This window comes from Roseovarius nitratireducens (assembly GCF_002925845.1).
In the GTDB taxonomy this organism is placed as follows: domain Bacteria; phylum Pseudomonadota; class Alphaproteobacteria; order Rhodobacterales; family Rhodobacteraceae; genus Roseovarius; species Roseovarius nitratireducens.
Genome location: NZ_PDNI01000018.1, coordinates 23,497 through 48,856, shown reverse-complemented (window position 1 = coordinate 48,856; position 25,360 = coordinate 23,497). Strand labels below are relative to the sequence as shown.

The window sequence follows — 25,360 nt, the reverse complement described above, 5'->3', positions numbered from 1 at the left end:
AGGCCACCGTGACGGTGCCCTGCGCGGCGCTCACACGCTCTGTTCTGGGGCCTCGCGGATGCGCACACCATTGATGCGCAGCTCGCCGTCGATCTCGACCAGCTCGTATTCGGCGATCCAGCCGCGCCCCGCGGCATCGCGCAGGAATACCTCCTGCCACAGCTTGCCGCCGATCTCGCGTGCCTCAAGGAACGTGACCTCCGAGGGTCGCCACACCATCGGATAACCCTCGCGCACCATCCGGCCGAATGTCTCTGGCGTCTGGAATTTCTCTTGAATGAAGGGGCTTGCGAACCCGAAGGCGCGGCCAATCTCTTCGGTCTCGAAGGCCGAAATCTGCCCCGATATGACATCGCGGGCGGCGTTCTCGTCGGCCCTGAGCGGCATGGCGGCCAGGATCGTCAACAGGATGGACAAGATGACACTACGCACGGTTTCTCCTCCGCTGTTTGGGGCGGAGATAGCGCGATCTACCCGCCCTGCAAGCTTTCGAGATAGGCCAGCAGGTCCGCCATCGGTTGCGTGCTATGCAGCGTCTCGCCGGTCTCGTCGCGGATATCGAGCGTGTCGCCCGCCAGCAGATCGCCATAGACGGGCATCTCGTTGCCATGCGCGAGGATCGGGTCGCGCCCGTCGACCCGCCAGATCACCCTGCGGCGCGGGAACGTCCCGCCATTTTTCGCGGCCAGCCGCGTGAGGTCTGGCGGGTGCGGCGTCAGCACCCGCTTCATCGGGCCGTCGCCCTTGCCCGTTTCGCCGTGGCAGGCGCTGCAATAGCGGGCGTAGAGTTGCTCGCCGATGCGCACGTCCTGCGCGGCGGATGCGCCCGCAGCCACGACTGCCATTGTTGCAACCAGCCACTTCATTGCGTCACCACCCGGCCCTTGTCGAGCCGTACGACACGGTCCATCCGTGCCGCGAGATCGAGGTTGTGCGTGGCAATGAGCGCCGCCAGCCCCGCGTCGCGCACCAGCCGCCCCAGCGCGGCAAAGACCTGATCGGCGGTGCCGGGATCGAGGTTGCCCGTGGGCTCATCGGCCAGAAGCAGGCCGGGCCGATTCGCCAGCGCCCGGCAGAACGCCACCCGCTGCTGCTCGCCCCCCGACATGGCCGCGGGGCGGTGATCCGCGCGGTCGGCGATGCCCACCTCGTCCAGCAACGCGCGCGCCCGCGCCTCGGCCTCGCGGCGCGGCACGCCATTGGCAAGTTGTGGCAGCACCACGTTCTCCAGCGCCGAGAACTCCGGCAGCAGGTGGTGAAACTGGTAGACGAAACCGATCCCGCGCCGCCTCAGCGCCGTGCGCCGCCGGTCGCCCAGTCCGGTGGCCGTCTGTCCGCCGATTTCGACCACGCCGGCGTCGGCGGTGTCGAGCAGCCCGGCGATGTGCAGCAGCGTCGACTTGCCCGCCCCGGAGGGGGCCACCAGCGCCACCATCTCGCCGCGGCGAACCTGCAGGTTCACGCCCTGAAGCACGAGGATCTCGCCCACGCGGCCGCGGTTGTATCCCTTCTCCACCCCTTCGAGACGCAGCATCGGCTCACTCATAGCGCAGCGCCTCCACCGGGTTCATCCGCGCCGCCCGCCGCGCCGGAAAGATCGTGACGACAAAGCTCAGCCCCAGCGACAGCGCCACCGCCGTCAGCACGTCCCCCGCCTCCAACCGCGCGGGCAGATGATAGATGCCGCGGATCGACGGGTCCCACACCTGCCCGCCCATCATCACGTTCACGAAACTGAAGATCGGGTCGATGTAAATGGCAAAGAGACAGCCGAGGATGACCCCGAAAACCGTACCCAGCAGACCGGTCAACGCCCCGCAGATAAAGAATATTCTCAGGACTGAGCCCTCGCTCAGGCCCATCGTGCGCAGGATGCCGATGTCGCGGCCCTTGTTCTTGACCAGCATGACGAGGCCCGAGGTAATGTTGAGCGCCGCGATCAGCACGAGGATCGACAGGATGACGAACATCACGTTGTCCTCCACCTCCAGCGCCCTGAGGAACGCACCGCTGGAATCGCGCCACGTCCAGACCAGTGCGCGCTCGCCCGCCGCGCGCAACAGTGCGGGCGTCAGCGCCTCGATGCGCTCGGGGTTGGACACCATAACCTCGATCTCGTCAACCCGCCCGTCACGGTTGAAGAACCGCTGCGCCTCGGCGAACGGCAGGTAGACGCGCACCCGGTCGATATCGTAGCGCCCGGCGGTAAAGATATAGACCACATCGTAGGCGTTGATCCGCGGCGAGGTGCCCAGCGGCGTCTTGACCCCGTCGGGCGAGATGATGCGGATGCGGTCGCCAACGCCCACACCCAACTCGCGCGCTACGCCAGAGCCAATGGCGATGCCCTCGGGGAAGCGCGAGAGGTCGCCCTGCGCGGTCTCGGGGTCGGCCACGCGCGGGATGGTGGCGAGATGCTCTGGCGCGATGCCGAATACCTCGACCCCCGCGTTGCGCCCCTCTGCCGTGGCCATCACCTGCCCCTTGACGAGCGGGGCCGCGCGGGTGACGCCGGGCACCGCGCGCAGGCGCTCGGCCATCGCGTCGTAATCGGCGATGGTCCGGTCGACCCGGCCCGTGACCGCGTCCGCCTCGCCCGCCACATAGACCGTGGCATGGGCGTTGGCCCCGAGGATGGTGTCGACGAACTCGGCGCGAAAGCCCGAGCGCACCGACAGCGTGGCGATGAGCGCGAACACCGCCAGCGTGATGCCCAGGAGGCTGATCCAGGTCATCACGCTGACCCCGCCCTCTGCCCGGCGCGCGCGCAGGTAGCGCCACGCGATCAGCCATTCGAAAGCAGCGAAAGGGGGGGGCGTCGCGGCCATGTCGGCTCCTCGCGGGAAATCGCGCGGACAGTGCGGTTTTCAAAGGGGGGCGTCAAGGGCGCCCTCAGCGCCCCAGGAAGCTTCGGATGAGCGCCACCACCACCGACAGCACGACCGAGACGAGGATCGCGCTGGTGACGGGGATGTAGAGGGTGAAATTCTCGCGCTCGACCACGATGTCACCCGGCAGCCGCCCCAGCCCCAGCCGCGACAGCGGCCCCCAGAGAAGGCCGATAACGATGAGCACGATGCCCGCGAGAATGAGAGTGCGCGCCATGACGGAGAGATACCGTGTCGTGATTGGCTCAGATACGCATGTAGCCGCATTGTGTGTCACACCTGTGTGTCACACCACTCTAATGTTCAGCTAACATATTGATCTGTAAGGCGATGGTGGAGCCTAGGGGGATCGAACCCCTGACCTCTTGCATGCCATGCAAGCGCTCTCCCAGCTGAGCTAAGGCCCCGGTTTTCCGGCCCTTCCAGACCGTGCGCCGCTGTTAGACAAAGCGGCGAGCGGGATCAAGAAGAAAATCCCGCCCTCGCGGCATTACATATCCTCGTCGGATTCCACGTCCGCGATATCGTCGAGCGATACCGTGTCCTCGTCGTCATCCTCGAGCAGGTCGTCGTCAAGCTCGACATCCACCGCGTCGTCCTCGATCACGTCACCGCTCTCGTCATCCTTGGCCTTCGTCTTCAGCTTCTTGGTGGCCGCGTCCTCGGCATCGGGCGTCATGGCGCGCGACTTGCCCGACACGATCTCGACCACCTCGCCCGTATAGGGGCTGACGATCGGATCCTTGTTCAGGTCGTAGAAACGCTTGCCGGTGGTCGGGCAGACACGCTTGACGCCCCATTCTTCCTTGGGCATGGGTGATCCTCTTTCAACTGTCGATCTTGCACGCGATCCGGCGCACCTGCCATAACCTTCAGCAACTGTCAAAGGCTTTGAAGCGGGTGCGCCGACGCGCTCATCGGAGGCTATATGGGCCAGCATCTCATCCCCGGCAACCCCCCTGTTGCGGTCACCCTGCGACGCAGCGCGCGGGCGCGGCGGTTGTCGCTCAGGGTCTCGGGGCTCGACGGCGAAGTGACGCTGACGGTGCCGCGCGGGGTGAGCGAGACCGAGGCGCTGGGCTTTGCACGGAGTCGCGAGGATTGGCTGCGCCGGGCGCTGGCCGCGCATCCCGGCCGCGTGGCCGTCGGGCCCGGCGTGACATTGCCCATCGAGGGCACGATGCGGCGGATCGTACCGGGCCCCGGACGGCAGGTGCGGCTCGACGGGGACGAGGTCGTGCATGTCCCCGGCCCCGAAGAGACGATGCCCGCCTGCCTGCGCGCGTGGCTCAAGGCGCGGGCGCGCGACCGGCTGGCGGCGGCATCGGACATTTACGCGGCGCGGCTGGGGCTGGGCTACAGTCGGCTGACGCTGCGGGACACGCGCTCGCGCTGGGGGTCGTGCTCGGCGCGGGGTGGGCTCAGCTATTCCTGGCGGTTGATTCTCGCGCCGTCCGATGTGCTCGACTACGTGGCCGCGCACGAGGTGGCGCATCTGGCCGAGATGAACCACTCGCCCGCCTTCTGGGCGGTGGTGGCGCGGCTGCGGCCCGAGTACGAGGGCCCGCGCGCGTGGTTGCGGCGCGAGGGGGCAGGGCTGCACCGATATCGTTTCGATTGACCGTCGCGTAATTTGTGATCACATAAGGCCATGTTGATCTCGCCCCGCCCCGATCCGGCCCCGGCCGCCCATGACCGCATCTATCGCGGACTGCGCACGCGCATCATGCATGGCGAGATCGCCCCCGGGCAGGCGCTCACCCTGCGCGGCATCGCCGCCGAGTTCGGCGTGTCGATGACCCCCGCGCGCGAGGCGCTGCGGCGGCTCGCCGCCGAGGGCGCGCTCACGCTGTCGAGCTCGGGCCGCGTCTCGACGCCCGAGTTGGGCAACGATCGGATCGAGGAGCTGGCGGCGCTGCGCTCGCTGCTGGAGGTCGAGCTGGCGAGCCGCGCCCTGCCGCGCGCGCATATCGCGCTCATCGACCGGCTTCAGACGATCAATGCGCGCATCACCGAGGATATCGCCCGGCGCGACGCGGTCGGGTATATCCGGCGCAACCTCGAATTTCACCGCACCCTCTACCTGCGCGCGCAGGCGCCCGCGATGCTGGCCATGGCCGAAACGGTGTGGCTGCAACTCGGCCCCACGATGCGCGCGCTCTATGGCCGGCTGCGGCAAAAGGAGCCGCCGCATTTCCACCGCCTCATCATCGCCGCGCTAAAGGCGGGCGACGAGCCGGGGCTGCGGCTCGCCGTGCGCTCGGACGTGACGCAGGGGCTGCGGATGCTGGTGGGCTGAGGCATGGCGTTCGGCCCCGTCCTCATTGCGCTCGGTGTGCTGTTTCTCGTTGGTCTCGCCGCAGACGCAATCGGAGAGCGCACGCGGCTGCCGCGGGTGACGCTGCTGCTGATATGCGGAATCGCGGCGGGTGGGGCCGGGCTAGATGTCATCCCGGCGGATTTGAGCGCGTTATATGACATCCTGTCGGTGACGGCGCTGACGATGGTGGCCTTCCTGCTGGGCAACGCGCTAACCGGCGAAACACTACGTCGGCACGGGCGCGCGATCCTGTCGATCTCGATCATGGTGGTGCTGGCCACGGTGGCGCTGGTGGCCGCGGGGCTGTGGCTCATGGGCGTGCCCGCGCCGGTGGCGCTCTTGCTCGGGGCGATCGCGACGGCGACCGATCCGGCGGCGACGCAGGACGCGCTGCGCCAATCGGGCGCGCGCGGCGCGTTTCCCAACCTCCTGCGCGGGATCGTCGCCGTCGACGACGCCTGGGGGGTGCTGGCCTTTGCGCTCGCCGTGGTGGTGGCCGGCGGCATCGCGGGCGGCGCGGATATTGCCCATCTCGGGCGCGCGCTGTGGGAGATCGGCGGCGCGCTGGGACTCGGGCTGCTGGTCGGGTTGCCCGCGGCGCATCTCACCGGGCGCCTCGCCCCGGGCGAGCCACAACTCACCGAGGCGCTGGGGGTGGTGTTTCTCACCGCCGGGCTGGCGCTGGTGGCAGACGTGTCGTTCCTGCTGGCGGGGATGGCGGCGGGGACCGTGATCGCCAACCGCGCGCATCATCACGAGCGCGCCTTTCACGAGATCGAACATGTGCAGTGGCCGTTCATGATCCTGTTCTTCGTGCTGGCGGGGGCCTCGCTCGACCCGGCGCGCATCGCCACGTTCGGGCTGATCGGGGCGGCCTATGTCGTGCTGCGCATCGGCGGGCGGCTGGCGGGCGGATGGATCGGCGGAACGCTGGCGGGAACACCGGCGGCGCATCGCCTGTGGTATGGCCTGGCGCTCCTGCCGCAGGCGGGCGTGGCGGTGGGCATGGCGCTCATCGCCGCGCGGGAATTTCCCGACCACGCCGATCTGATCCTCGGGCTGACCGTGGCGACCACCGTGATCTTCGAGGTGATCGGCCCGCTGGCGACGCTGCTCACCGCGCGGCGGGTGGGCACAGGCGACGGCTGATCCCGCTCAGGCCGCGAGGCCCTTGGCCCCCAGCTTGAGAAACTTCTCGCGCCGGTCGCGGATGAGCGCGGCGCGATCCTTGGCCGCCAACCCGTCGATCATCGCAGAGATCGCTGTGCCGACCGCCGCGATGGCGACCTCTCGGTCGCGATGCGCGCCGCCGAGCGGCTCGGGGATGATGCGATCCACGACGCCCAGCTTGGCAAGGTTCTGCGCCGTGAGGCGCAGCGCCTCTGCGGCCTCACGCATCTTCTCGGCATCCTTCCACAGGATCGAAGCACAACCCTCGGGGCTGATGACCGAATAAACCGAATGTTCCAGCATCGCCACGCGGTTGGCGCTGGCAAAGGCCACCGCGCCGCCCGATCCGCCCTCGCCGATGATGACCGAGACGAGCGGAACACCGATCTGCAGGCAGGTCTCGGTGGCGCGGGCGATGGCTTCGGACTGCCCGCGCTCCTCGGCGCCCTTGCCGGGATAGGCGCCGGGCGTGTCCACCAGCGTGACCACCGGCAGGCCAAATCGGTCGGCCATCTTCATCAGGCGCACCGCCTTGCGATAGCCCTCGGGGCGGGCCATGCCGAAATTGCGGGCGAGGCGGCTCTGGGTGTCGTGCCCCTTTTCGTGGCCGATCACCATGACCGGGCGATCCCCCAGCCGCGCCAGCCCGCCCATGACGGCGGCATCCTCGCCAAAGGCGCGGTCCCCGGACAGCGGCGTGTACTCGGCAAAGAGAGCGGCGATATAGTCGCGGCAATGCGGGCGTTCGGGATGGCGCGCCACCTGGCATTTGCGCCACGGCGTCAGCGACTTGTAGAGGTCGCGCAGCATGTCCGCCGCCTTGCGGTCGAGCGCGCCGGCCTCTTCCTCGACATCCATCTCCTCGTTGGAGCGCGCGAGCGCACGCAGTTCTTCGGCCTTGCCCTCGATCTCGGCGAGGGGTTTTTCGAAGTCGAGGTAATGGGTCATCGCGCTCAAGCCCTCCGGTCTGCCGCCCGGGTATATGGCGGGCTTGGCCGGGATTTGCAATCGCAACCGCGCGGGCAAGGGCTCATAGCGGGCCTGCGCGGGCAGTATCGGCGGCTCCTGGCGTGAAGCGGACCCGTACAGCTTGGTCCCAATGCGCGGCCCTCCCAAACGGTGGCAAAAGGCCAAGGGCCTCCCCCTCAGCCCACCGGCCACAGCACCGGCACAAGGGTTGCCACCAGAAGCAACGCCATCACCCAGTTGAAAACCCTGAGTCGTGCCGGGTTCTTCAGCAGCCGCCGGACTTGCTGACCCAGAACCGTCCAGCTTGTCGTGCTGATCGTCGACACGGCCACGTAGACCCCCGCCACCCACAGCACCGCCATCAGGTCGCGGCCCGTGGCGTAGAGTGTGATCGCCGAGAGCGCCATGGTCCACGCCTTTGGGTTGACCCATTGGAACGCCGCCGATTGCAGAAAGGTGAGCGGCCTGCCCTCCGCCGGTCCGTCCGCCGATGCGGGTGGTGCCGCGTTGGCGATCCTCCACGCGAGATACAGCAGATAGGCCACCGACACGGTCTTGAGCAGGGTGTAGCTGAGCGGCCAGAGGTCGAAGACCTGCATCACCCCCAGCCCCACGCAGGCCACCATGAGCGGAAAACCCAGACCAATCCCCAGCATGTGCGGAATGGTCCGCACGAAGCCGAAATTCGTCCCCGACGCCATGAGCATCAGGTTGTTGGGCCCCGGCGTGATGACCGTGACGAGGGCAAAGGTGGCGAGCGCGGCAAGAAGATCAAGTGTCATGAGAGCAACCTTATGCGATCATTGGCGCATTTGAATTGCGTTTTATTGTGATTTTTTATGATGTATGCAATCATTTCTTCTTATGGACGATATAAACGAACGTATATTGCGTGAATTGTCGCGGGACGGGCGGGTCAGCAACCTCGAACTGGCCGACCGCGTGGGTCTCTCGCCCTCGGCCTGCCTGCGCCGGGTGCAGGAACTCGAACGGCGCGGCGTGATCGCGGGCTATCGCGCGGTGCTCGACCGGGCCGCGCTCGGGGTGGGGTTCAGCGCCTATGTCACCGTCGGGCTGAGCAGCCACACCAAGGCCAGCCAGGAGGCATTCGAGCGGGCGATGGACCGCGCGCCGGAGGTGGTGGAATGCCACAATATCACTGGCGCGGTGGAATACCTGTTGCGCGTCGAGGTGGCCGACCTGCCCGCCTACAAGAGCTTTCACACCGAGGTGCTCGGCACGCTGCCGCAGGTCAACGCGATCACATCCTATGTCGTGATGGGCTCGCCCAAGGACGGTCGCGCGTGAGACACCTGTCCAAAATGAACGGGGGCCGTTGAATCGGCCCCTCGTCCATACCTGCCGCCGTTACCCGGTGGATCGCATCGCGACCTCTCGCCCCCAGATATAGGGCAAATCCCGCGAATCAGTCAACAGAGAGTGATTCGCCCCGCCGGAATTCTCACGCCGCGAGGCCCCGCCCCCGCAGAAGCGCCGCCACCCCGGGCATCCGCCCGCGAAACGCCTCGTAGAGCGCGCCCGCCTCCTCCGAGCCGCCCCGCGACAGGATATGACGTTCCAGCGCCTGCGCCTGTTCGGCATCGAACGCGCTGCCCGCCTCCTCGAAGGCGGCGAAGGCGTCGGCATCCATCACCTCGGACCACATGTAGCTGTAATAGCCGCTCGAATAGCCGTCACCGCTGAACACATGCGCGAAATGCGGGGTCGCGTGGCGCATGGCAATGGCGCGCGGCATGCCGATCCCGGCCAGCACCTCTGCCTGCCGCGCCATCACGTCCTCGGGCGGCACGCCCTCGTGAAAAGCGAGGTCCACCAGCGCCGAGGCCACGTATTCCACGGTCTGGAACCCCATGTCGAAATTGGCGGCCGCCAGCACCTTGTCGCGCAGGTCGCGCGGCATCGGCGCGCCGGTCTCGACGTGGCGGGCGTGGGTGTCGAGCACCTCGGGCACCTCCAGCCAATGCTCGAAAAGCTGGCTGGGCAATTCCACGAAATCGCGCGCAACGTTGGTGCCCGACAGGCTCTCGTAGGTGACATCCGACAGCATCTGGTGCAGCGCGTGACCAAATTCGTGAAACAGCGTCCGCGCGTCATCGTAGGACAGAAGCGCCGGATCGCCCTTGGCGAAATTGCACACGTTGATGACCACCGGCCCTTGCACTTGCGGCCGTTTCGCCTGCCCGCGCATGGCCGAGCACCACGCCCCCGACCGCTTGGACGCGCGGGCGAAATAATCGCCGATAAAGACGGCGACGTGGCGGCCTTGCCGCGTCACCTCCCACGCCCGGCAATCCGGGTGATAGAGCGCCACGTCGAGCGGGCGAAATTCGAGACCGAAAAGCCGGTGCGCGCAGTCGAACGCCGCCGCAATCATCGCGTCGAGCGACAGGTACGGCTTGACCGCCGCCTCGTCCAGATCGTGCTCCGCCTGCCGCCGCTTCTCGGCGTAGTGGCGCCAGTCCCACGGCTCCAGATCACCGTTGATCCCGTCTTCGCGCATCATCGCGGTGAGAACATCGGCATCGCGGGCGGCCTGCGCGCGCGCGGGCTCCCAGACTGCCATCAGCAGGTCGCGAACGGCCTCCGGTGTCCCGGCCATCTGCGTCTCGAGCTTGTAGGAAGCGAAGCTGTCGTAGCCCAAGAGCGCCGCGCGTTCACGGCGCAAGGCGAGGATCTCGGCGGCGATCGCGCGGTTGTCGGTGTCGCCGCCCCCGGCCCCACGCGCGGCCCAGGCCTCAAAGGCCCGGCGGCGCAGGTCACGGCGGTTCGAGAATTGCAGGAACGGCACGATGAGCGAGCGTGACAGGGTAATCACCGGTCCCGAGAGCCCCGCCTCACGCCCCGCCGCCCGCGCATTCGCCACGACGAAATCCGGTAGCCCGTCAAGGTCGCCCTCGCCCAGTTCCATTCGCCAGCCTGCCTCGTCGGCGAGCAGGTTCTGCGTGAACGCCGTGCCCAATTCGGCGAGCCGCGCCATGATCGCACGCATCCGCGCCTCCGCCTCGCCGGTGAGCGCCGCCCCGGCCCGCACGAAGGCCCGGCGCGTCAGCAGCAACAGCCGCGCCTCCTCTGGGGCGAGCCCGAGCGTGTCGCGCGCCTGCCACAGCGCCTCGATCCGGGTGAAAAGCGTCTTGTTACCGTATAGCTCCGAAGACCACGCCGCCAGCCTCGGCGCGAAATCGCGCTGCAGGCCCTGCCGCGCCGGATTGCTGTCGGCCCCGGCCACGGTGAAAAATACCGACAGCACCCGGTCAAGCGTACGACCGGAGAATTCCAGCGCTTGAATCGTGTTGGCAAAACTGGGCGGCTCTGGATTGCCGGCGATCGCCGCGATCTCGGCCCGCGCCTCGGTCAGCGCAGCCTCGAAGGCAGGCGCGAAATCCGCGTCCGCGATCTCGTCGAACGGCGCGAGGGCAAAGGGCGTGGCCCACTCAGCCAGCAGCGGGTTGGTCATCTTCGTCTCCTTGGTTGCCACAGACCGGGCAATCGGCGCGGCGGTTGAGCGCGATCTTGCGGCTTTCGCCATAGAGCGCGTCGTAGATCAGCATCTCGCCCCTGAGCGGCGCGCCCGCGCCGGTGATGATCTTCACCGCCTCGACGGCCATCATTGCCCCCACCACACCGGGCAGCGGTCCGAGCACGCCCGCCTCGGCGCAGGAGGGCGCAAGCCCCGGCGCCGGCGCCTCGGGAAAGATGCACTCGTAGCAGGGCGTACCATGGGCGGGATCGAACACGCTCAATTGCCCCTCCCATTGGGACAGGGCCCCGGAAATCAACGGCTTCCCATGCAAAGTTGCAGTGGCATTTGCGAGGTAGCGGGTGTCGAAATTGTCGGTGCCGTCGAGGATCAGATCGTAATCGGCAAAGAGATCGGCAGCGATCTCAGCGCTCAGCCGCCGCTGGTAGGGGCGCACCACGACATTGGGGTTCTGCTCCTGCATCGCTCGCATGGCCGATTGCACTTTTGGTAAACCAATATCGGCATCACGGTGGATAACCTGTCGTTGCAGGTTGGAATTGTCCACTTCGTCATCGTCGATCACGCCAATCGTGCCAACGCCGGCGGCGGCCAGATACAAGAGCGCGGGCGATCCAAGCCCCCCCGCGCCGATCACCAGAACGCGCGCCTGCTTGAGCGCCTTCTGCCCCGGCCCACCCAGTTCGCGCAGCACGATGTGGCGGGCATAACGGTCGAGCTCGGCCTCGGAGAAGAGCGGCGCGGGGCCCGTCTCCGCCGCCTTGGCCTCGCGCGCGCCGGCGCGCGCGCGCAATCGCCCAAGCCCCACCCGATAGACCTGCACCAGCGCCGCCGCGCCGCCGATCATCAGCCACAGCGCCGCGCTCTCGCCGGTCGCGGCCCGAATGGGATGACCCAAAGGCAAGACCAGATGCGCCAGTGTGACGGCAGCCCACAACCCCGCGATCATCCCCCAGCGTAGCCGCCGGGGCGTGCCAATCGCCGCGCCGATCCCCCACAGGGCGGCGGCCATGACCAGAACCAGAAGCATCAGCCCACGCCCGTCGAGCCAAAGCCGCCCGCGCCGCGCGCGGTGTCGTCAAGGCGCTCCACCATCTCGAACCGCGCGCGCGCCACCGGGGCCACCACCATCTGCGCGATCCGCGCGCCGTGGGTGATCTCGAACGGCTCGGTCCCGGCATTCATCACGATCACCCCCAGCGGCCCGCGATAATCGCTGTCGATGGTTCCGGGGCTGTTGGGCAGGGTGATCCCGTGTTTCAGCGCCAGCCCCGAGCGCGGCCGCAACTGCACCTCGTATCCCGCGGGCACCGCCAACCGTAGCCCCGTGGGCACCAGCGCCCGCGCGCCCGGTGCCAGTGTCACCGCACCGCGGTCGGGGAAATTCGCGCGCAGATCGGCCCCCGCCGCCCCCGCCGTCTCATAGGCGGGCAGGCCCAGCGCGCGGTCCGCCCCCTCCTCCCATTGAAACGCGACGATCAGCATGCGTCCCTCTTCATCTTGCCAGAAATATCCAGGTTCCTCAGGCCAGCGCCCGCGCGACCCGCTCGGCCAGCTTGCGTGCCACCTCGCGCTTGCCCATGCGCGGCCACTCTTCCTCACCGTCCCCGGTGATGAGCGTAACGGCATTCTCGGTTCCGCCCATGATCCCGGTAGCGTGGCTCACATCGTTGGCAACGATCCAGTCACAGCCCTTGCGCGCACGCTTGGCGGTGGCGTGGCCGATCACGTCACAGGTCTCGGCGGCAAAGCCCACGACGAGACGCGGGCGCCCGGCCTCCATCGCGCTCACCGTCGCGAGGATGTCGGGATTCTCGGCAAACTCCAGCGCCGGGGTACCACCTGCCCCCTTCTTGATCTTGCGGGTGCTTGCCCCCACCACGCGCCAGTCGGCCACCGCGGCGGCAAAGATCGCGGCATCGGCGGGCAGCGCGCCCTCCACCGCCGCCAGCATCTCCTGTGCGGTCTCCACCCGAATCACCTCGACCCCACCGGGCGGCGGCACCGTGGCGGGGCCAGTGACAAACACCACCTCGGCCCCGAGCGCGGCCAATTCCCGCGCAATCGCGGCACCTTGCGCGCCGGAGGATCGGTTGGCGATATAGCGCACCGGGTCGATGGGCTCGTGCGTCGGCCCCGAGGTCAACAGCACGCGGCGGCCCGCGAGCGGCCCATCGGCCAACGCCGCCCCGATCGCGTCCACGATCTGCGGCACCTCGGCCAAGCGGCCCGGCCCGTGCTCTCCACACGCCATGTCGCCCACGTCCGGGCCGACAAATCCGATCCCGTCGGCCTTGAGCGTCGCGATATTGCGCTGCGTCGCGGGATGCTGCCACATGCGCACGTTCATCGCGGGCGCCAGCAGCACGGGCGTGTCGGTGGCCAGCAGCAGCGTCGAGGCCAGGTCATCGGCGTGGCCATGCGCCATCTTCGCCATCAGGTCGGCCGTGGCAGGGGCCACCACGATCAGGTCGGCGGACCGGCTGAGCTCGATATGCCCCATCTCGGCCTCGTCGGTCAGGTCGAACAGATCCGAGAACACCTTGCGCCCCGCCAGCGCCGAAACCGACAGCGGCGTGACGAATTCCGCCCCGCCCCGCGTCAGGACCGGTACCACCTCCGCCCCGCGCTCGCGCAGCCGCCGGATGAGGTCGAGCGCCTTGTAGGCGGCGATCCCGCCGCCGACGATCAGAAGAATGCGCCGTGAGGCCAGCATGGCCGTGTCTCCCGCCAATTCGGAGCCGACAGTATGGCGCGGCGCAGGGCGGTGCAAGGTCGCGCGGCTCAACGCAAGGCGGCGCAGGGATCGGGGCGCGCCGCCGCCGGGGCCGAGATCACCTCGTCAAATCCGCTCGCAAGCGGCGCGCCGTCCTCGGTCTGGCCCAGCACGTATACCGTCAGATCGGGGGCGACGCGGGCAAGATAGGCGGGCATGCCGTGGTCGCGCCGCGCATGGCCGTTGCCGGTGATGACAGCCACCGGTCCGCCGGTTTCTTCCATCGCCCGGACCACGGCGCGCGCCAGCACCGCGTCGCGCAGCCGCTGCACCGCCACCATGCCGGGCAGCACCTCCTCGGGCAGGGCGTTGCAATGGGCTTCCTTCTGCATCGTCTCGCGCCCCGCCTGCTCCGCATCAGACAGCGGCTCGGTCAGACCATAGGCCGCGGCCTCCGGCCCAAACGCCTCTGCCGCGCCGACCTCGAACACGTCCCGCGCCGCGTCGCGCGGCACCTGCGCGCCGTAAACGGTGGCCTCGGGGGCGGCGGCAAAGATCGGGTGATACATCGAGAAATCCGGCCAGCCGCTCTCGGCCCAGTCAAGCGCCTCTTCCATCGCGTCCACGTCGGCAATCAACGCGGGCGTCACGCGCGCCGCCTGCCCGGGCGTCAGCATCTCGAAGACGAGCGCGCGGGGCGCAAGCGCAGCCACACGACGCGCCTGTTCGGCGTGGTGGGCGGGGTTGTCATGCACCTCGCCGAGGACCACAACGTCCTGTGCCGCCACCGGTAGGGCAACCAGGCTCAGGACAAACGCGAGGGCAAGGCGCAGGCTCATGCGAGCAGGTTCTGCACCTCGCCGGCGTGTCTTTCAAGATAGCGGCGCATTTTCTGGAACGCCGCCGCCTCGATCTGTCGCACCCGCTCCTTGCTTAGGTTGAGCTCCTCGCCCAGGCTTTCGAGCGTGCGGGGCGCCTCGCGCAGTTTGCGCTCGCGCACGATTAAACTTTCGCGCTCGCTCAGGTGGGTCATCGCCTCGGCGAGCCAGCCACGCAGCGCGCCCATGTCGAGATCGTGCTCGACACCCACATCGCCGCGCGCGCCCTCGTCCTCGATCGTGTCGATCCACTCGCGCCCGTCTTCCTCGGTGGATTGCGTGGCGTTGAGCGAGAAGTCGGAGCCCGACAACCGCCCCTCCATCATCTCCACGTCCCGAAGCGGCACGCCCACCTCGTGCGCGATCATCTCGCGCAGCTGGTAGCCGTCAAGCTCCTCGCCATTGGCCATCGCCTCACGCTCAAGCCGCGCCTGCACGCGGCGCATGTTGAAGAACAGCGATTTCTGGCTGGAGGTCGAGCCGGTGCGCACCATCGACCAGTTGCGCATCACGTAATCCTGGATGCTGGCCTTGATCCACCACACGGCATAGGTCGAGAACCGCACGCCGCGATCGGGGTCGAACTTGTCGGCAGCCTTCATCAGGCCCAGCCCCGCCTCTTGGATCAGGTCGTTCATCGGCGCCCCGTAGCGGCGGAACTTCGATGCCATCGAGATCGCCAGCCGCATATAGGCGTTGATGAGCCGATGCAGCGCCTGCTCGTCGCGATGGTCGCGCCACGCATAGGCAAGCGCGAGTTCGGTTTCTGCGTCCAGCATCTCCGCCTTCATCGCGGTGCGGGACATGGAACTTGTCTGCGGTGCATCGAGCGGCATGTGATCCCCCTGTCATGCGTCTGGTGCGGATGCGCTCTTTCCGAGCAATTCACTCGGTGCTACGCAGACAAGAGGTGATCGGATCACAATATGGAGAGTTTGTGACTCATGTTACCACGGCTCAGCCTCGTTCTCGGCGGCGCGGCCTCTGGAAAATCCGTTTTTGCAGAGGGGCTTGTCGCCGCAGCGGGCGGTGCGAGGCTGTATCTCGCCACGGCCGAGGCGCATGACGCCGAGATGCGCGCCAAGCTCGACCGCCACCGCGCGCGGCGCGGCCCCGCGTGGCGCACGCTCGAGGCGCCTCGCGATCTCGCCCCGGCGCTCGGCGCGGCGCGGGCGGACGAGGTGGTGCTGCTCGACTGCGCGACCATGTGGCTGTCCAATCACCTGCTGGCCGACAGCGATATGGTCGAGGCCGAGGCCGCGCTGTTCGACGCACTCGACGCCTGTGCGGCGCCGGTGGTGGTGGTCTCCAACGAGGTCGGCCTGTCGGTGGTGCCCGACAACGCGCTGGCGCGGCGGTTTCAGAACGCGCAGGGCGCACTCAACCAGCAGCTCGCAGCGCGCGCGGGGCTGGTGGTCAACGTCATCGCTGGCCTGCCGCAGGTGCTCAAGGGACACCTGCCATGAGCCGTGTCTTCTGGGTCCGGCATGGGCCCACCCATGCGACCGGCATGGTCGGCTGGTCAGACCTGCCCGCCGATCTGGGCGATACTGCCAGGCTCGCACGGCTCTCGGCACACCTGCCGGGGGACGCGCTGGTGATCTCCTCCGATCTCGCCCGCGCGCGGGCCACCGCCGACGCCATCGCGGGCCCGCGCCCGCGCCTCGCGGACGACCCGGACCTGCGCGAAATCCATTTCGGCGATTGGGAATTGCAGCGCTTCGACACCATCCCCGACCAGCCCCGCCTGCGCGCCTTCTGGGACGCGCCGGGCGATGTGCGCCCGCCCGGCGGCGAAAGCTGGCACGAGGTATCCGCCCGTGTCGGGCGTGCGGTCGCGCGCCTGCGTGCGGCGCATCCCGGGCGCGATATTGTCGCCGTGGCGCATATGGGCACCATCCTGACACAGGTGCAGGCGGCGCTCGGGATCACGGCCTACGAGGCGTTCGGCCACCGCATCGACCCGCTGTCGGTGACGGACCTGCACTGGCACGGGAAGGGCTGGCGGGTCGGGAGCGTGAACCACTGCCCGTGAAAGGGTGAAACGCGGTGAATACGCGCAAAATTTGCACCCTCATCGAGCCAAACGCACCTGATTCTCAACAACAAGAGAATATTTTCCGTTGCCACACGCGAGTTTGATCGCAAAGTATGGTCGCAGCACAGCCCCTCTATCGACGCGAACCACGGGGCTGGTCTAGGCTTGAGACGCAAACGGCCCGTTCAAAGGCCGGCTTGGGGAGACACGACGGCATGTACGGGCTGATCGCACGGCGTTTCGCGCTCGGTCTGGTGACCGTGTGGCTGGTGTCGGTCATCATCTTTCTCGGGGTCGAGGCGCTGCCAGGCGATGCCTGCACCGCCATCCTCGAACGTGACGCCCATGGCGAGGCGCTCGCTGCCTGCCGCAAGGCGATGGGGCTCGATACCCCCGCCCTCGCCCGCTATGCCGAGTGGGCGGCGGGTGTCGTGCAGGGCGATTTCGGCATGTCGGCGGGCGGACAGGAAAGCATCGCCCAGATGGTCGGCTACCGGGTGCGCAACTCGCTGCTGTTGGCGGCGGGTGCGCTGGCCGTCGGCATCCCGCTGGCGATCACGCTGGGGGTGGTGGCGGGGCTCACCCGCGACCGCTGGCCGGATCTCTTGTTTTCCACCGGCGTGATCCTCGCCATGACGATCCCTGAATTCGTCGCCGCGACGGTGCTGATCCTCGTCTTCGCCATCTGGCTGGGATGGGTGCCCGCCATCGTGCTCACCCCCGCCGACGCGCCGCCACTGGAGTTCTTTCCCGAGTTCATCCTCGCCTCGACGGTGCTGACCATGCTGATGATCGCCCACGTGATGCGGATGATCCGCGCCTCCGTGATCGAGGCAATGGCCTCGGATTACGTGCAGATGGCCACGCTCAAGGGCGTGCCCTACTGGCGCATCGTGTTCCGCCACGCGCTGCCCAACGCACTGCTGCCCGCGATCAACGTCATCGCGCTCACCGTGGCGTGGCTGCTGGGTGGCGTGGTGGTGGTGGAGGTGGTGTTCAACTATCCCGGCCTCGGTCGCCTGCTGGTCGATGCCATTTCCGACCGCGACCTGCCGGTCGTGCAGGCGATCACGATGATCGTCGCGGCGACCTATGTCGGCGTGAACCTCGTGGCCGACATCCTCAGCCTGGCGCTCAACCCGCGCCTGCGCAGCCACCGCGCGAGGCAGCGATGAGCGGCGCGGCGCTCTCCACCGCCGGGCGCGCGCGCGGCGTGCTGCGCGACATGATGGCGCGACCCTCGGGGGCGATCGGGCTGACGCTGGTGACACTTCACCTTGCGCTGGCGCTCGCGAGCCCGTGGATCGTGCCCTACGATTACAAGTCGATGGACGCCACCGGTACTCTTACAGGGCCCTCGGCGGCGCATTGGCTGGGCACCGATCACCTCGGGCGCGACGTGCTGACCCGCGTCATGCTGGGCGGGCGCGAGGCGCTGGTCATCACCGGCATCGCCACGCCGGTGGCGATGATCTGGGGCGGGCTGACCGGCGTGTGGCTGGGGCTGCGCGGCGGCTGGCCGGACGAGGTGGCGATGCGGGTGGTGGACGCATTCCTCGCCCTGCCGGGCATCCTGCCGCTGCTGGTGCTCATCACCGTGTTCGGCACCGGCGGCGAGGTGCTCCTGCCCACGCTCGCCTTCTTCTTCGGCATCCCGGTGATCCGGGTGGCGCGGGCCGCCGCGCACGAGGTGGTGGCCCGCGATTTCGTCTCGGCGGCGCGGGCGCGCGGGCATCGCCCGTTCGATATCGTGCGCCGCGAGATCCTGCCCAACGTCACCGACACGCTGCTGGTGGAGGGCGCGATGCGCTGGTCGTGGATGCTCCTGGGCTTCTCGGCGCTGTCGTTCCTCGGCTTTGGCGTGGCCCCGCCGCGCCCGGATTGGGGGCTGATGGTGTCGGATGCGCGGGTCTACATGTCGCTGGCGCCGCTGGGCGTGATCGCGCCGGTGGTCGCACTTTCAACGCTCATCATCGGCATCAACCTCACCGCCGACGCGCTGGCCAAGACGCTGGGGCTGGACCGCAGCCGCAAGGCAGTGATCTGAGATGAGCGCACAGCCCCCCCTCATCGACATTTCCGGGCTCAGCGTGGGCTTTCGCGGGCGGTCAGGGGCAATGCTGCCGGTGTTGCACGAGGTCGATCTGGCGGTCTGCCGGGGCGAGAGCGTGGGCATCGTGGGCGAGAGCGGCTCGGGCAAGAGCACGCTGGCACTGGCGGCGATGGGCTACCTGCGCCACGGGCTGGCACGGCTGGGTGGCGCGGCGCGGTTCGACGGGCAGGACATGTTCGCCCTCGCGCCCCCTGCCCTCGCGCGCATCCGCGGCGGCAAGCTGGGCCTGATCCCGCAGAACTCCGGGCAGGCGCTGACACCCACGCAGCGCATCGGCACGCAGATCGCCGAGGCGCTGCGCCTCCATTGCGACCACGACCCGGCCACCCACCGCACGCGCGCACGCGACCTGCTCGCGCAGGTGCGCCTGCCCGATCCCGACACGATCCTGCGGCGCTACCCGCACGAGCTCTCGGGCGGGCAACAACAGCGCGTGGCCATCGCGATGGCACTGGCGGGCGAGCCCGAGGCCCTGCTGCTCGACGAGCCCACCACCGGGCTCGACGTGACCACGCAGGCCCATATCCTCGCGCTGCTGCGCGGGCTGGCGCGCGAGCGCGACATGGCGATGGTCTATGTCAGCCACGATCTCGGTGTGATCGCACAGGTCTGTGACCGGGTGCATGTGCTCTACGCGGGCGAGACGGTGCTCGCGGGTCCGGCGAGGTCGGTGCTGACCGCACCCTCGCATCCCTACGCGGCGGCGCTGCTGGCGGCGATCCCCCGGCTCGGCGCGCGCACCCTGCCCCGCGCACTCGATGGGCGACCGCCCACGCCCGACATACCGCGAACGGGCTGTGCCTTTGCCCCGCGCTGCGCCCTCGCGACCGATGACTGCCGCGCCGCGCCGCCGCCGATGGCCGAGACACGCGACGGCCAGCGCGCGCGCTGCCTCTATCCCGAAAAGGTGGCGTCCCCCGCCCCGTCGGAGAGCACCGCGCCCGGCGCGGCAACCGACGGCCCGCCGCTTCTCTCCACACGCGCGCTCTCGGTGCGCTATGACAGCCCCGGCCTTCTGGCACGGCTCCGTGGCACCCCCCGCCCCCCGGCCACTGTCGAAGGTATAGACCTCACGCTCCGGCACGGCGAGACGCTCGGCCTCGTGGGCGAATCGGGTAGCGGAAAATCCACCATCCTGCGCGCGATCGCCGGGCTACTGCCGCCCGCCAGCGGGCGGATCGCGCTGGAGGACGGAACCGATCTGGCCACCTCGGCCGAACGCCGCCGTCCCGAAACCCTGCGCCGCATCCAGATGATATTCCAGAACCCCGACGAGAGCCTCAACCCGCGCCAATCCGTGGGCGACATCCTCGCCCAGCCCCTGCGGCTCTATTTCGGGTTGCACGGACAGCCCTGCCACGACCGCGCCGCCGAATTGCTCGAGACCGTGCGCCTCGGCGCGCATTACCTCGACCGCCTGCCGGGGCAGCTCTCGGGGGGCGAGAAACAGCGCGTGGCGGTGGCGCGCGCCTTTGCCGCCGGGCCCGAGGCCGTGCTGTGCGACGAGATCACCTCGGCGCTCGACGTCTCGGTGCAGGCCGCCGTGCTCGAATTGCTGGGCGATCTCAAGGCGCGCCACGGCACCGGCTTCATCTTCGTCAGCCACGATCTGACGGTTGTGCGCGCGCTGTCGGACCGGGTCGCGGTGCTCTACCAGGGGCGCATCTGCGAGGCGGGGCCGACCGAGGCGGTCTTTGCCCCGCCCCATCACCCCTACACCGATGTCCTGCTCGGCGCGGTGCTCGCCCCCGATCCCGACCACGCACCGCGGCTTCTGGCCGAGGACGCCGTCGAGCTTGCGCCGCCCGCACGGGGCTGCCCGTTCCAGCGGCGCTGCCCGGTGAAACGCGGCGCCATTTGCGAGACAGACACGCCGCCCGCGCGGCAGACGGCGGACGGCCACGTCATCCATTGCCATATCCCGCTCGACGAACTGCACGCGCTGGAGGGGAAACAGGCGGCGTCCTGAACAGATTTCGGGGCCGCTTTCATTGCATGGCAGCACCCCGTCAAGAAAGCAGCGGCGCCGAATTTCGCCGCGCTTGCGATCCGCGATGCCGGGTATGCGAGCCGGAACAGTCTATGCCTGAATCCGTTGTGAAGAGCGCGGTTTGGCCTGTTGCGGTCGTTTGCCTCTCTGGTCCCGGCGCGGAATCAAGGGCGAAGCCCGCCGCGCCATCGCATGTCCGCCCCCCGGACAGGCGATATGGTCAAGCCAGCGCGCCGATCGCATGTTTTGCGGGTATGGATGGATAAAGCGCACTGAAAAGACCGATGGATCGCCTGCCCGCGGACATGCGATGGCGCGGCTCACCCCAATGTCCCCTCCAGGCTCACCCCTGCCATTTGCACACAAGTTGCGCACCCGCAGCATCGACCATTGCGCCTGACAGCCGTCCACAAAAAAAGCCCGGCCAGATGGCCGGGCTTTCCTGTCTCGTCTGGCCGAGGTGATCAGTCCTCGCGGCCCTCCGGCGTTTCCACGAAGTTGTCGAACACGTCGTCGGCGCTCACATCGTCATCCACCACCGGCGCGGCCAGCGCGGCGGCGGCTTCGGCCTCCTCGCGGCGGGCCTCGATCACGACGTTGTCGCGGCTCTGCGCGACGCGGCGTACCTCTGCCGTGGCCCGGCCCGTGCCCGCCGGGATCAGGCGCCCGACGATCACGTTCTCCTTGAGCCCCACGAGCCGGTCACGCTTGCCCTGCACCGAGGCCTCGGTCAGCACGCGCGTCGTCTCCTGGAACGACGCCGCCGAGATGAACGAGCGCGTCTGCAACGACGCCTTGGTGATGCCCAACAGGATCGGCGCGCCGGTGGCAGGACGTCCGCCACGGGCCTCGGCCTTGGCATTGGCCTCTTCGAACTCGACCTTGTCGAGATGCTCGCCCTTGAGCAGCGTCGTGTCGCCCGACTCGTCGATCTCCCATTTCTGGAGCATTTGGCGCACGATGACCTCGATGTGCTTGTCGTTGATCTTGACGCCCTGCAGACGATAGACCTCCTGCACCTCGTCGATCATGTAGTTGGCCAGCGCCTCGACGCCCAGGATCGCCAGGATATCATGCGGCGCCGGGTTGCCGTCCATGATATAGTCGCCCTTCTGGACATAATCCCCCTCCTGCACCGGGATGTGCTTGCCCTTGGGCACCATGTATTCCACCGGCTCGCGGCTGTCGTCGGAGGGCTGGATACTGATGCGGCGCTTGTTCTTGTAGTCCTTGCCAAAGCGCACATAACCGTCGATCTCGGCGATGATGGCGTGATCCTTGGGTCGGCGCGCCTCGAACAGTTCCGCCACCCGCGGCAGACCGCCGGTGATGTCCTTGGTCTTGCCGCCCTCGCGCGGGATGCGCGCCACAACGTCACCTGCCTCGACGGTCTCGCCGTCCTCGACCGACAGGATCGCATCGACGGACATCGGGTAGATCACCGGGTTGCCCACGTCGTTGCGCACCGGCTCGCCATCCTCTCCGATGATGAAGATTTCGGGCTTGAGCTCGTTGCCGCGCGGTGCCGCACGCCAGTCGGTCACGATCTTCTGGGTCATGCCGGTGGCCTCGTCGGTGACATCGCGCACGGCGACGCCGGTGACGAGATCGACGAACTTGGCCTTGCCGGGCTTCTCGGCGAGGATCGGCAGGGTGTAGGGATCCCACTCAAACAGCTTCTGGCCACGGGTGATGCGCTCGCCGTCCTCGACGAACAGCTTGGTGCCATAGCCCAGCTTGTGCCCGGCAAGCTCCACGCCGGCATCGGACATGATGCGCAGCTTCATGTTGCGGCCCATCACCAGCGTCTCGCCACGCGAATTGACCAGCGTTTGCGCGTTCTCGAACGCGATCACGCCCTCCTGGCTCGATTCCTGGAACGATTGCTGCCCGCCCTGCGCGACGCCGCCGATGTGGAAGGTCCGCATGGTAAGCTGCGTGCCCGGCTCGCCGATCGACTGCGCGGCGATGATGCCCACTGCCTCGCCGATATTGACCAGCGTGCCGCGTGCCAGATCGCGCCCGTAGCACATGGCGCAGACACCGTCATCGACCTCGCAGGTCAGCGGCGAGCGCAGGCGCACGGTCTGCACCGCCGTTTCGTCGAGTATGTCGGCCATGCGCTCGTCGATGAGCTGACCGGCAGCGACCAGAACGCGGCCCGACACCGGATCGACGATGTCGTCGGCGGCGACCCGCCCGAGACTACGCTCGGCGAGCGAGGCGATTACCTCGCCGTCATTGACCGCTGCCTCCACGGTGATCGCGCGTTCGGTTCCGCAATCGTGCTGGCGCACGATGCAGTCCTGCGACACGTCCACCAGACGACGGGTCAGGTAGCCCGAGTTTGCCGTCTTGAGCGCGGTATCGGACAGGCCCTTACGCGCGCCGTGGGTCGAGTTGAAGTATTCGAGAACGGTCAGGCCTTCCTTGAAGTTCGAGATGATCGGCGTCTCGATGATATCGCCCGAGGGCTTGGCCATCAGGCCGCGCATGCCCCCCAGCTGCTTCATCTGCGTGACCGAGCCACGGGCACCGGAGTGGGCCATCATATAGACGCTGTTGGGTTCCATCACGCCGCCGTCTTCGTCGCGCTTCTCGGCGGAAATGGCGTTCATCATCGCCTCGGTCACCTTGTCGTTGCACTTCGACCAGGCATCGACGACCTTGTTGTACTTCTCGCCCTGCGTGATGAGACCGTCCATGTACTGCTGCTCGAACCCCTTCACGAGCGTGCGTGTCTCCTCGACGATTGGCCATTTCTCCTCGGGGATCACCATGTCGTCCTTGCCAAAGGAAATCCCGGCCTTGAACGCCTCGCGGAAACCCATGGTCATGATCTGGTCGCAGAAGATGACCGATTCCTTCTGACCGCAGTAGCGGTAGACGGTGTCAATGATCTGCTGCACCTCCTTCTTGCGCAACAGCCGGTTCACCAGGCTGAACGGCGCCTTGGCGTTGGGCGGCAGCAGCGCGCCGAGCTTGGCGCGCCCCGGGGTGGTCTCGACGCGGGCAAAGGTCTCGTTGCCCTCCTCGTCGATCTGCGGGGCACGGACGGTCACGCGCGCGTGCAGGTGCACCTCGCCCGCGTCGAGCGCATGCTGCACCTCATCGAGCGACGAGAACACCATGCCCTCGCCCTTCATCCCCTCGCGCTCCAGCGTCACGTAGTAAAGCCCGAGGATCATGTCCTGCGACGGCACGATGATCGGTGCGCCGTTGGCGGGGCTGAGCACGTTGTTGGTGGACATCATCAACACCCGCGCCTCGAGCTGTGCCTCGAGGCTCAGCGGCACGTGCACGGCCATCTGGTCGCCGTCGAAATCGGCGTTGAACGCGGCACAGACCAGCGGGTGAAGCTGGATCGCCTTGCCCTCGATGAGCATCGGCTCGAACGCCTGGATGCCCAGCCGGTGCAGCGTCGGTGCGCGGTTGAGCATCACCGGGTGTTCGCGGATCACCTCGTCGAGGATATCCCAGACCTCGGGGCGCTCTTTTTCCACGAGTTTCTTGGCCTGCTTCACCGTGCTGCTGAGGCCCTTTGCCTCGAGCCGCGAGTAGATGAACGGCTTGAACAGCTCCAGCGCCATCTTCTTGGGCAGGCCGCATTGATGCAGCTTGAGCTCTGGGCCGGTCACGATCACCGAACGACCCGAGAAATCGACCCGCTTGCCCAGCAGGTTCTGGCGGAAACGGCCCTGCTTGCCCTTGAGCATGTCCGACAGCGACTTGAGCGGACGCTTGTTGGCGCCGGTGATGACCCGGCCGCGGCGGCCGTTGTCAAACAGCGCGTCCACCGCCTCCTGCAGCATCCGCTTTTCGTTGCGCACGATGATGTCGGGCGCGCGCAGCTCGATCAGCCGCTTGAGGCGGTTGTTGCGGTTGATGACCCGGCGATAGAGATCGTTGAGGTCCGAAGTGGCAAACCGGCCACCGTCCAGCGGCACAAGCGGGCGCAGTTCCGGCGGGATGACCGGCAGCACCGTCATGATCATCCATTCCGGGCGGTTGCCGGATTCGAGGAAGGATTCCACCACCTTGAGCCGCTTGATGATCTTCTTGGGCTTGAGCTCGCCGGTCGCTTCCTTGAGATCGGCGCGCAGCGTCTCGGCCTCGTTCTCGAGGTCGATATTGGCCAGCATCTCGCGGATCGCCTCGGCGCCGATATTGGCGGTGAAGGCGTCCATGCCATAGGCGTCCTGCGCGTCCATGAACTCTTCTTCCGACAGCATCTGGCCATAGGTCAGATCGGTCAGGCCGGGCTCGATCACCACGTAGTTCTCGAAATACAGCACCCGTTCCAGATCGCGCAGCGTCATGTCGAGCATCAGGCCGATGCGCGACGGCAGCGATTTCAGGAACCAGATATGCGCGCAGGGCGCGGCCAGCTCGATATGGCCCATGCGCTCGCGCCGGACCTTTTGCAGCGTCACCTCGACACCGCATTTCTCGCACACGACGCCGCGATACTTCATGCGCTTGTACTTGCCGCACAGGCATTCGTAATCCTTGATCGGGCCAAAGATGCGCGCACAGAACAGGCCGTCACGCTCGGGCTTGAACGTCCGGTAGTTGATGGTCTCGGGCTTCTTGATCTCGCCATAGGACCAGCTGAGGATACGCTCGGGGCTGGCAAGGCTGACCTTGATTTCGTCGAACACCTTGGCCGGGGCCGCGGGGTTGAACGGGTTATTCGTGAGTTCCTGGTTCATTTTAAAATCCTTAGAGGCTGGCGGTAGAGGGAGGAACAGCGCCGTTTTCTTGCAAAGAAAACGGGCC

24 protein-coding genes and 1 tRNA gene are annotated in these 25,360 nt (G+C 67.7%); 9 read left to right on the top strand and 16 right to left on the bottom strand.

What is annotated here, in order from left to right:
* Positions 1–30 precede the first annotated feature (30 nt).
* From CRJ03_RS03145 to CRJ03_RS03115, 7 genes are all read right to left on the bottom strand, one after another.
* The gene (locus CRJ03_RS03145; protein ID WP_104017467.1) at positions 31–432 is read right to left on the bottom strand and encodes a DUF4864 domain-containing protein; all 402 of its coding nucleotides are present in this window, start codon (positions 430–432) and stop codon (positions 31–33) included.
* 38 nt (positions 433–470) lie between these two features.
* The gene (locus CRJ03_RS03140) at positions 471–845 is read right to left on the bottom strand and encodes a c-type cytochrome (protein WP_240611539.1); all 375 of its coding nucleotides are present in this window, start codon (positions 843–845) and stop codon (positions 471–473) included.
* A gap of 17 nt (positions 846–862) precedes the next feature.
* Positions 863–1,546 carry an ABC transporter ATP-binding protein gene (locus CRJ03_RS03135; RefSeq protein WP_104017465.1) on the bottom strand — a complete coding sequence of 228 codons (684 nt, stop codon included), beginning with the start codon at positions 1,544–1,546 and terminating at the stop codon, positions 863–865.
* Positions 1,539–2,828 (bottom strand): lipoprotein-releasing ABC transporter permease subunit, encoded by a 1,290-nt coding sequence (locus tag CRJ03_RS03130; protein ID WP_104017464.1) that lies wholly within the window; start codon positions 2,826–2,828, stop codon positions 1,539–1,541. The genes CRJ03_RS03135 and CRJ03_RS03130 overlap by 8 nt, the downstream gene beginning before the upstream one ends.
* Positions 2,829–2,892: 64 nt before the next feature.
* Positions 2,893–3,105, bottom strand: a complete 213-nt coding sequence (locus tag CRJ03_RS03125) for a DUF2905 domain-containing protein (protein ID WP_104017463.1) — start codon at positions 3,103–3,105, stop codon at positions 2,893–2,895.
* A 114-nt stretch (positions 3,106–3,219) separates the two neighbouring features.
* A tRNA-Ala gene (locus tag CRJ03_RS03120) sits at positions 3,220–3,295 on the bottom strand.
* A gap of 83 nt (positions 3,296–3,378) precedes the next feature.
* Positions 3,379–3,702 carry a TIGR02300 family protein gene (locus CRJ03_RS03115; protein ID WP_104017462.1) on the bottom strand — a complete coding sequence of 108 codons (324 nt, stop codon included), beginning with the start codon at positions 3,700–3,702 and terminating at the stop codon, positions 3,379–3,381.
* Between the two features lie 114 nt (positions 3,703–3,816).
* Here CRJ03_RS03115 and CRJ03_RS03110 point away from each other — a divergent pair, with 114 nt between their 5' ends.
* The 3 genes from CRJ03_RS03110 to CRJ03_RS03100 are packed head-to-tail and all read left to right on the top strand — an operon-like array spanning position 3,817 to position 6,357.
* On the top strand, positions 3,817–4,509 hold the full coding sequence (locus CRJ03_RS03110; RefSeq protein WP_104017461.1) for a M48 family metallopeptidase: 693 nt from the start codon (positions 3,817–3,819) through the stop codon (positions 4,507–4,509).
* Positions 4,510–4,539: 30 nt separating this feature from the next.
* Positions 4,540–5,187, top strand: a complete 648-nt coding sequence (locus tag CRJ03_RS03105) for a GntR family transcriptional regulator (RefSeq protein WP_104017460.1) — start codon at positions 4,540–4,542, stop codon at positions 5,185–5,187.
* Between the two features lie 36 nt (positions 5,188–5,223).
* Positions 5,224–6,357: a cation:proton antiporter gene (locus CRJ03_RS03100; protein WP_439126613.1), complete on the top strand. Its 1,134-nt coding sequence runs from the start codon at positions 5,224–5,226 to the stop codon at positions 6,355–6,357.
* 6 nt (positions 6,358–6,363) lie between these two features.
* Here CRJ03_RS03100 and CRJ03_RS03095 read toward each other — a convergent pair whose 3' ends face one another.
* Complete coding sequence (locus tag CRJ03_RS03095) at positions 6,364–7,326, bottom strand: acetyl-CoA carboxylase carboxyltransferase subunit alpha (RefSeq protein ID WP_104017458.1); 963 nt, start codon at positions 7,324–7,326, stop codon at positions 6,364–6,366.
* A gap of 197 nt (positions 7,327–7,523) precedes the next feature.
* Positions 7,524–8,129: a LysE family translocator gene (locus CRJ03_RS03090; protein ID WP_104017457.1), complete on the bottom strand. Its 606-nt coding sequence runs from the start codon at positions 8,127–8,129 to the stop codon at positions 7,524–7,526.
* Between the two features lie 82 nt (positions 8,130–8,211).
* On the opposite strand from CRJ03_RS03090, the gene CRJ03_RS03085 reads away from it, so the two are divergent.
* The gene (locus CRJ03_RS03085; RefSeq protein ID WP_104017456.1) at positions 8,212–8,655 is read left to right on the top strand and encodes an Lrp/AsnC family transcriptional regulator; all 444 of its coding nucleotides are present in this window, start codon (positions 8,212–8,214) and stop codon (positions 8,653–8,655) included.
* Positions 8,656–8,809: 154 nt separating this feature from the next.
* Here CRJ03_RS03085 and CRJ03_RS03080 read toward each other — a convergent pair whose 3' ends face one another.
* The 6 genes from CRJ03_RS03080 to CRJ03_RS03055 all read right to left on the bottom strand — a co-directional run bounded on the left by CRJ03_RS03080 (position 8,810) and on the right by CRJ03_RS03055 (position 15,276).
* Entirely contained in the window at positions 8,810–10,822 is a 2,013-nt protein-coding gene (locus tag CRJ03_RS03080) for a M3 family metallopeptidase (RefSeq protein ID WP_104017455.1), read from the bottom strand.
* The gene (locus CRJ03_RS03075) at positions 10,800–11,876 is read right to left on the bottom strand and encodes a HesA/MoeB/ThiF family protein (RefSeq protein ID WP_104017454.1); all 1,077 of its coding nucleotides are present in this window, start codon (positions 11,874–11,876) and stop codon (positions 10,800–10,802) included. Before CRJ03_RS03075 ends, CRJ03_RS03080 begins: the two co-directional genes overlap by 23 nt.
* Positions 11,876–12,331, bottom strand: a complete 456-nt coding sequence (gene dut / locus CRJ03_RS03070) for a dUTP diphosphatase (RefSeq protein ID WP_104017453.1) — start codon at positions 12,329–12,331, stop codon at positions 11,876–11,878. The genes CRJ03_RS03075 and dut overlap by 1 nt, the downstream gene beginning before the upstream one ends.
* A gap of 37 nt (positions 12,332–12,368) precedes the next feature.
* Entirely contained in the window at positions 12,369–13,562 is a 1,194-nt protein-coding gene (gene coaBC, locus CRJ03_RS03065) for a bifunctional phosphopantothenoylcysteine decarboxylase/phosphopantothenate--cysteine ligase CoaBC (protein ID WP_104017452.1), read from the bottom strand.
* Positions 13,563–13,630: 68 nt separating this feature from the next.
* Entirely contained in the window at positions 13,631–14,401 is a 771-nt protein-coding gene (locus tag CRJ03_RS03060; RefSeq protein ID WP_104017451.1) for a ChaN family lipoprotein, read from the bottom strand.
* Complete coding sequence (locus CRJ03_RS03055; protein WP_104017450.1) at positions 14,398–15,276, bottom strand: RNA polymerase factor sigma-32; 879 nt, start codon at positions 15,274–15,276, stop codon at positions 14,398–14,400. The genes CRJ03_RS03060 and CRJ03_RS03055 overlap by 4 nt, the downstream gene beginning before the upstream one ends.
* 108 nt (positions 15,277–15,384) lie before the next feature.
* Between CRJ03_RS03055 and cobU the strand changes: the two genes are divergently transcribed.
* The 5 genes from cobU (at position 15,385) to CRJ03_RS03030 (ending at position 20,560) form a co-directional block, all read left to right on the top strand.
* Complete coding sequence (cobU, locus tag CRJ03_RS03050; RefSeq protein ID WP_104017449.1) at positions 15,385–15,906, top strand: bifunctional adenosylcobinamide kinase/adenosylcobinamide-phosphate guanylyltransferase; 522 nt, start codon at positions 15,385–15,387, stop codon at positions 15,904–15,906.
* Entirely contained in the window at positions 15,903–16,475 is a 573-nt protein-coding gene (locus CRJ03_RS03045) for a histidine phosphatase family protein (protein WP_104017448.1), read from the top strand. The genes cobU and CRJ03_RS03045 overlap by 4 nt, the downstream gene beginning before the upstream one ends.
* A 200-nt stretch (positions 16,476–16,675) precedes the next feature.
* Positions 16,676–17,653: an ABC transporter permease gene (locus CRJ03_RS03040; RefSeq protein WP_240611538.1), complete on the top strand. Its 978-nt coding sequence runs from the start codon at positions 16,676–16,678 to the stop codon at positions 17,651–17,653.
* Positions 17,650–18,525, top strand: a complete 876-nt coding sequence (locus CRJ03_RS03035) for an ABC transporter permease (protein ID WP_104017446.1) — start codon at positions 17,650–17,652, stop codon at positions 18,523–18,525. The genes CRJ03_RS03040 and CRJ03_RS03035 overlap by 4 nt, the downstream gene beginning before the upstream one ends.
* Position 18,526: 1 nt before the next feature.
* The gene (locus tag CRJ03_RS03030) at positions 18,527–20,560 is read left to right on the top strand and encodes a dipeptide ABC transporter ATP-binding protein (RefSeq protein WP_104017445.1); all 2,034 of its coding nucleotides are present in this window, start codon (positions 18,527–18,529) and stop codon (positions 20,558–20,560) included.
* A 485-nt stretch (positions 20,561–21,045) separates the two neighbouring features.
* Here CRJ03_RS03030 and rpoC read toward each other — a convergent pair whose 3' ends face one another.
* The gene (gene rpoC, locus CRJ03_RS03025; RefSeq protein WP_104017444.1) at positions 21,046–25,293 is read right to left on the bottom strand and encodes a DNA-directed RNA polymerase subunit beta'; all 4,248 of its coding nucleotides are present in this window, start codon (positions 25,291–25,293) and stop codon (positions 21,046–21,048) included.
* Between the last annotated feature and the right edge of the window lie 67 nt (positions 25,294–25,360).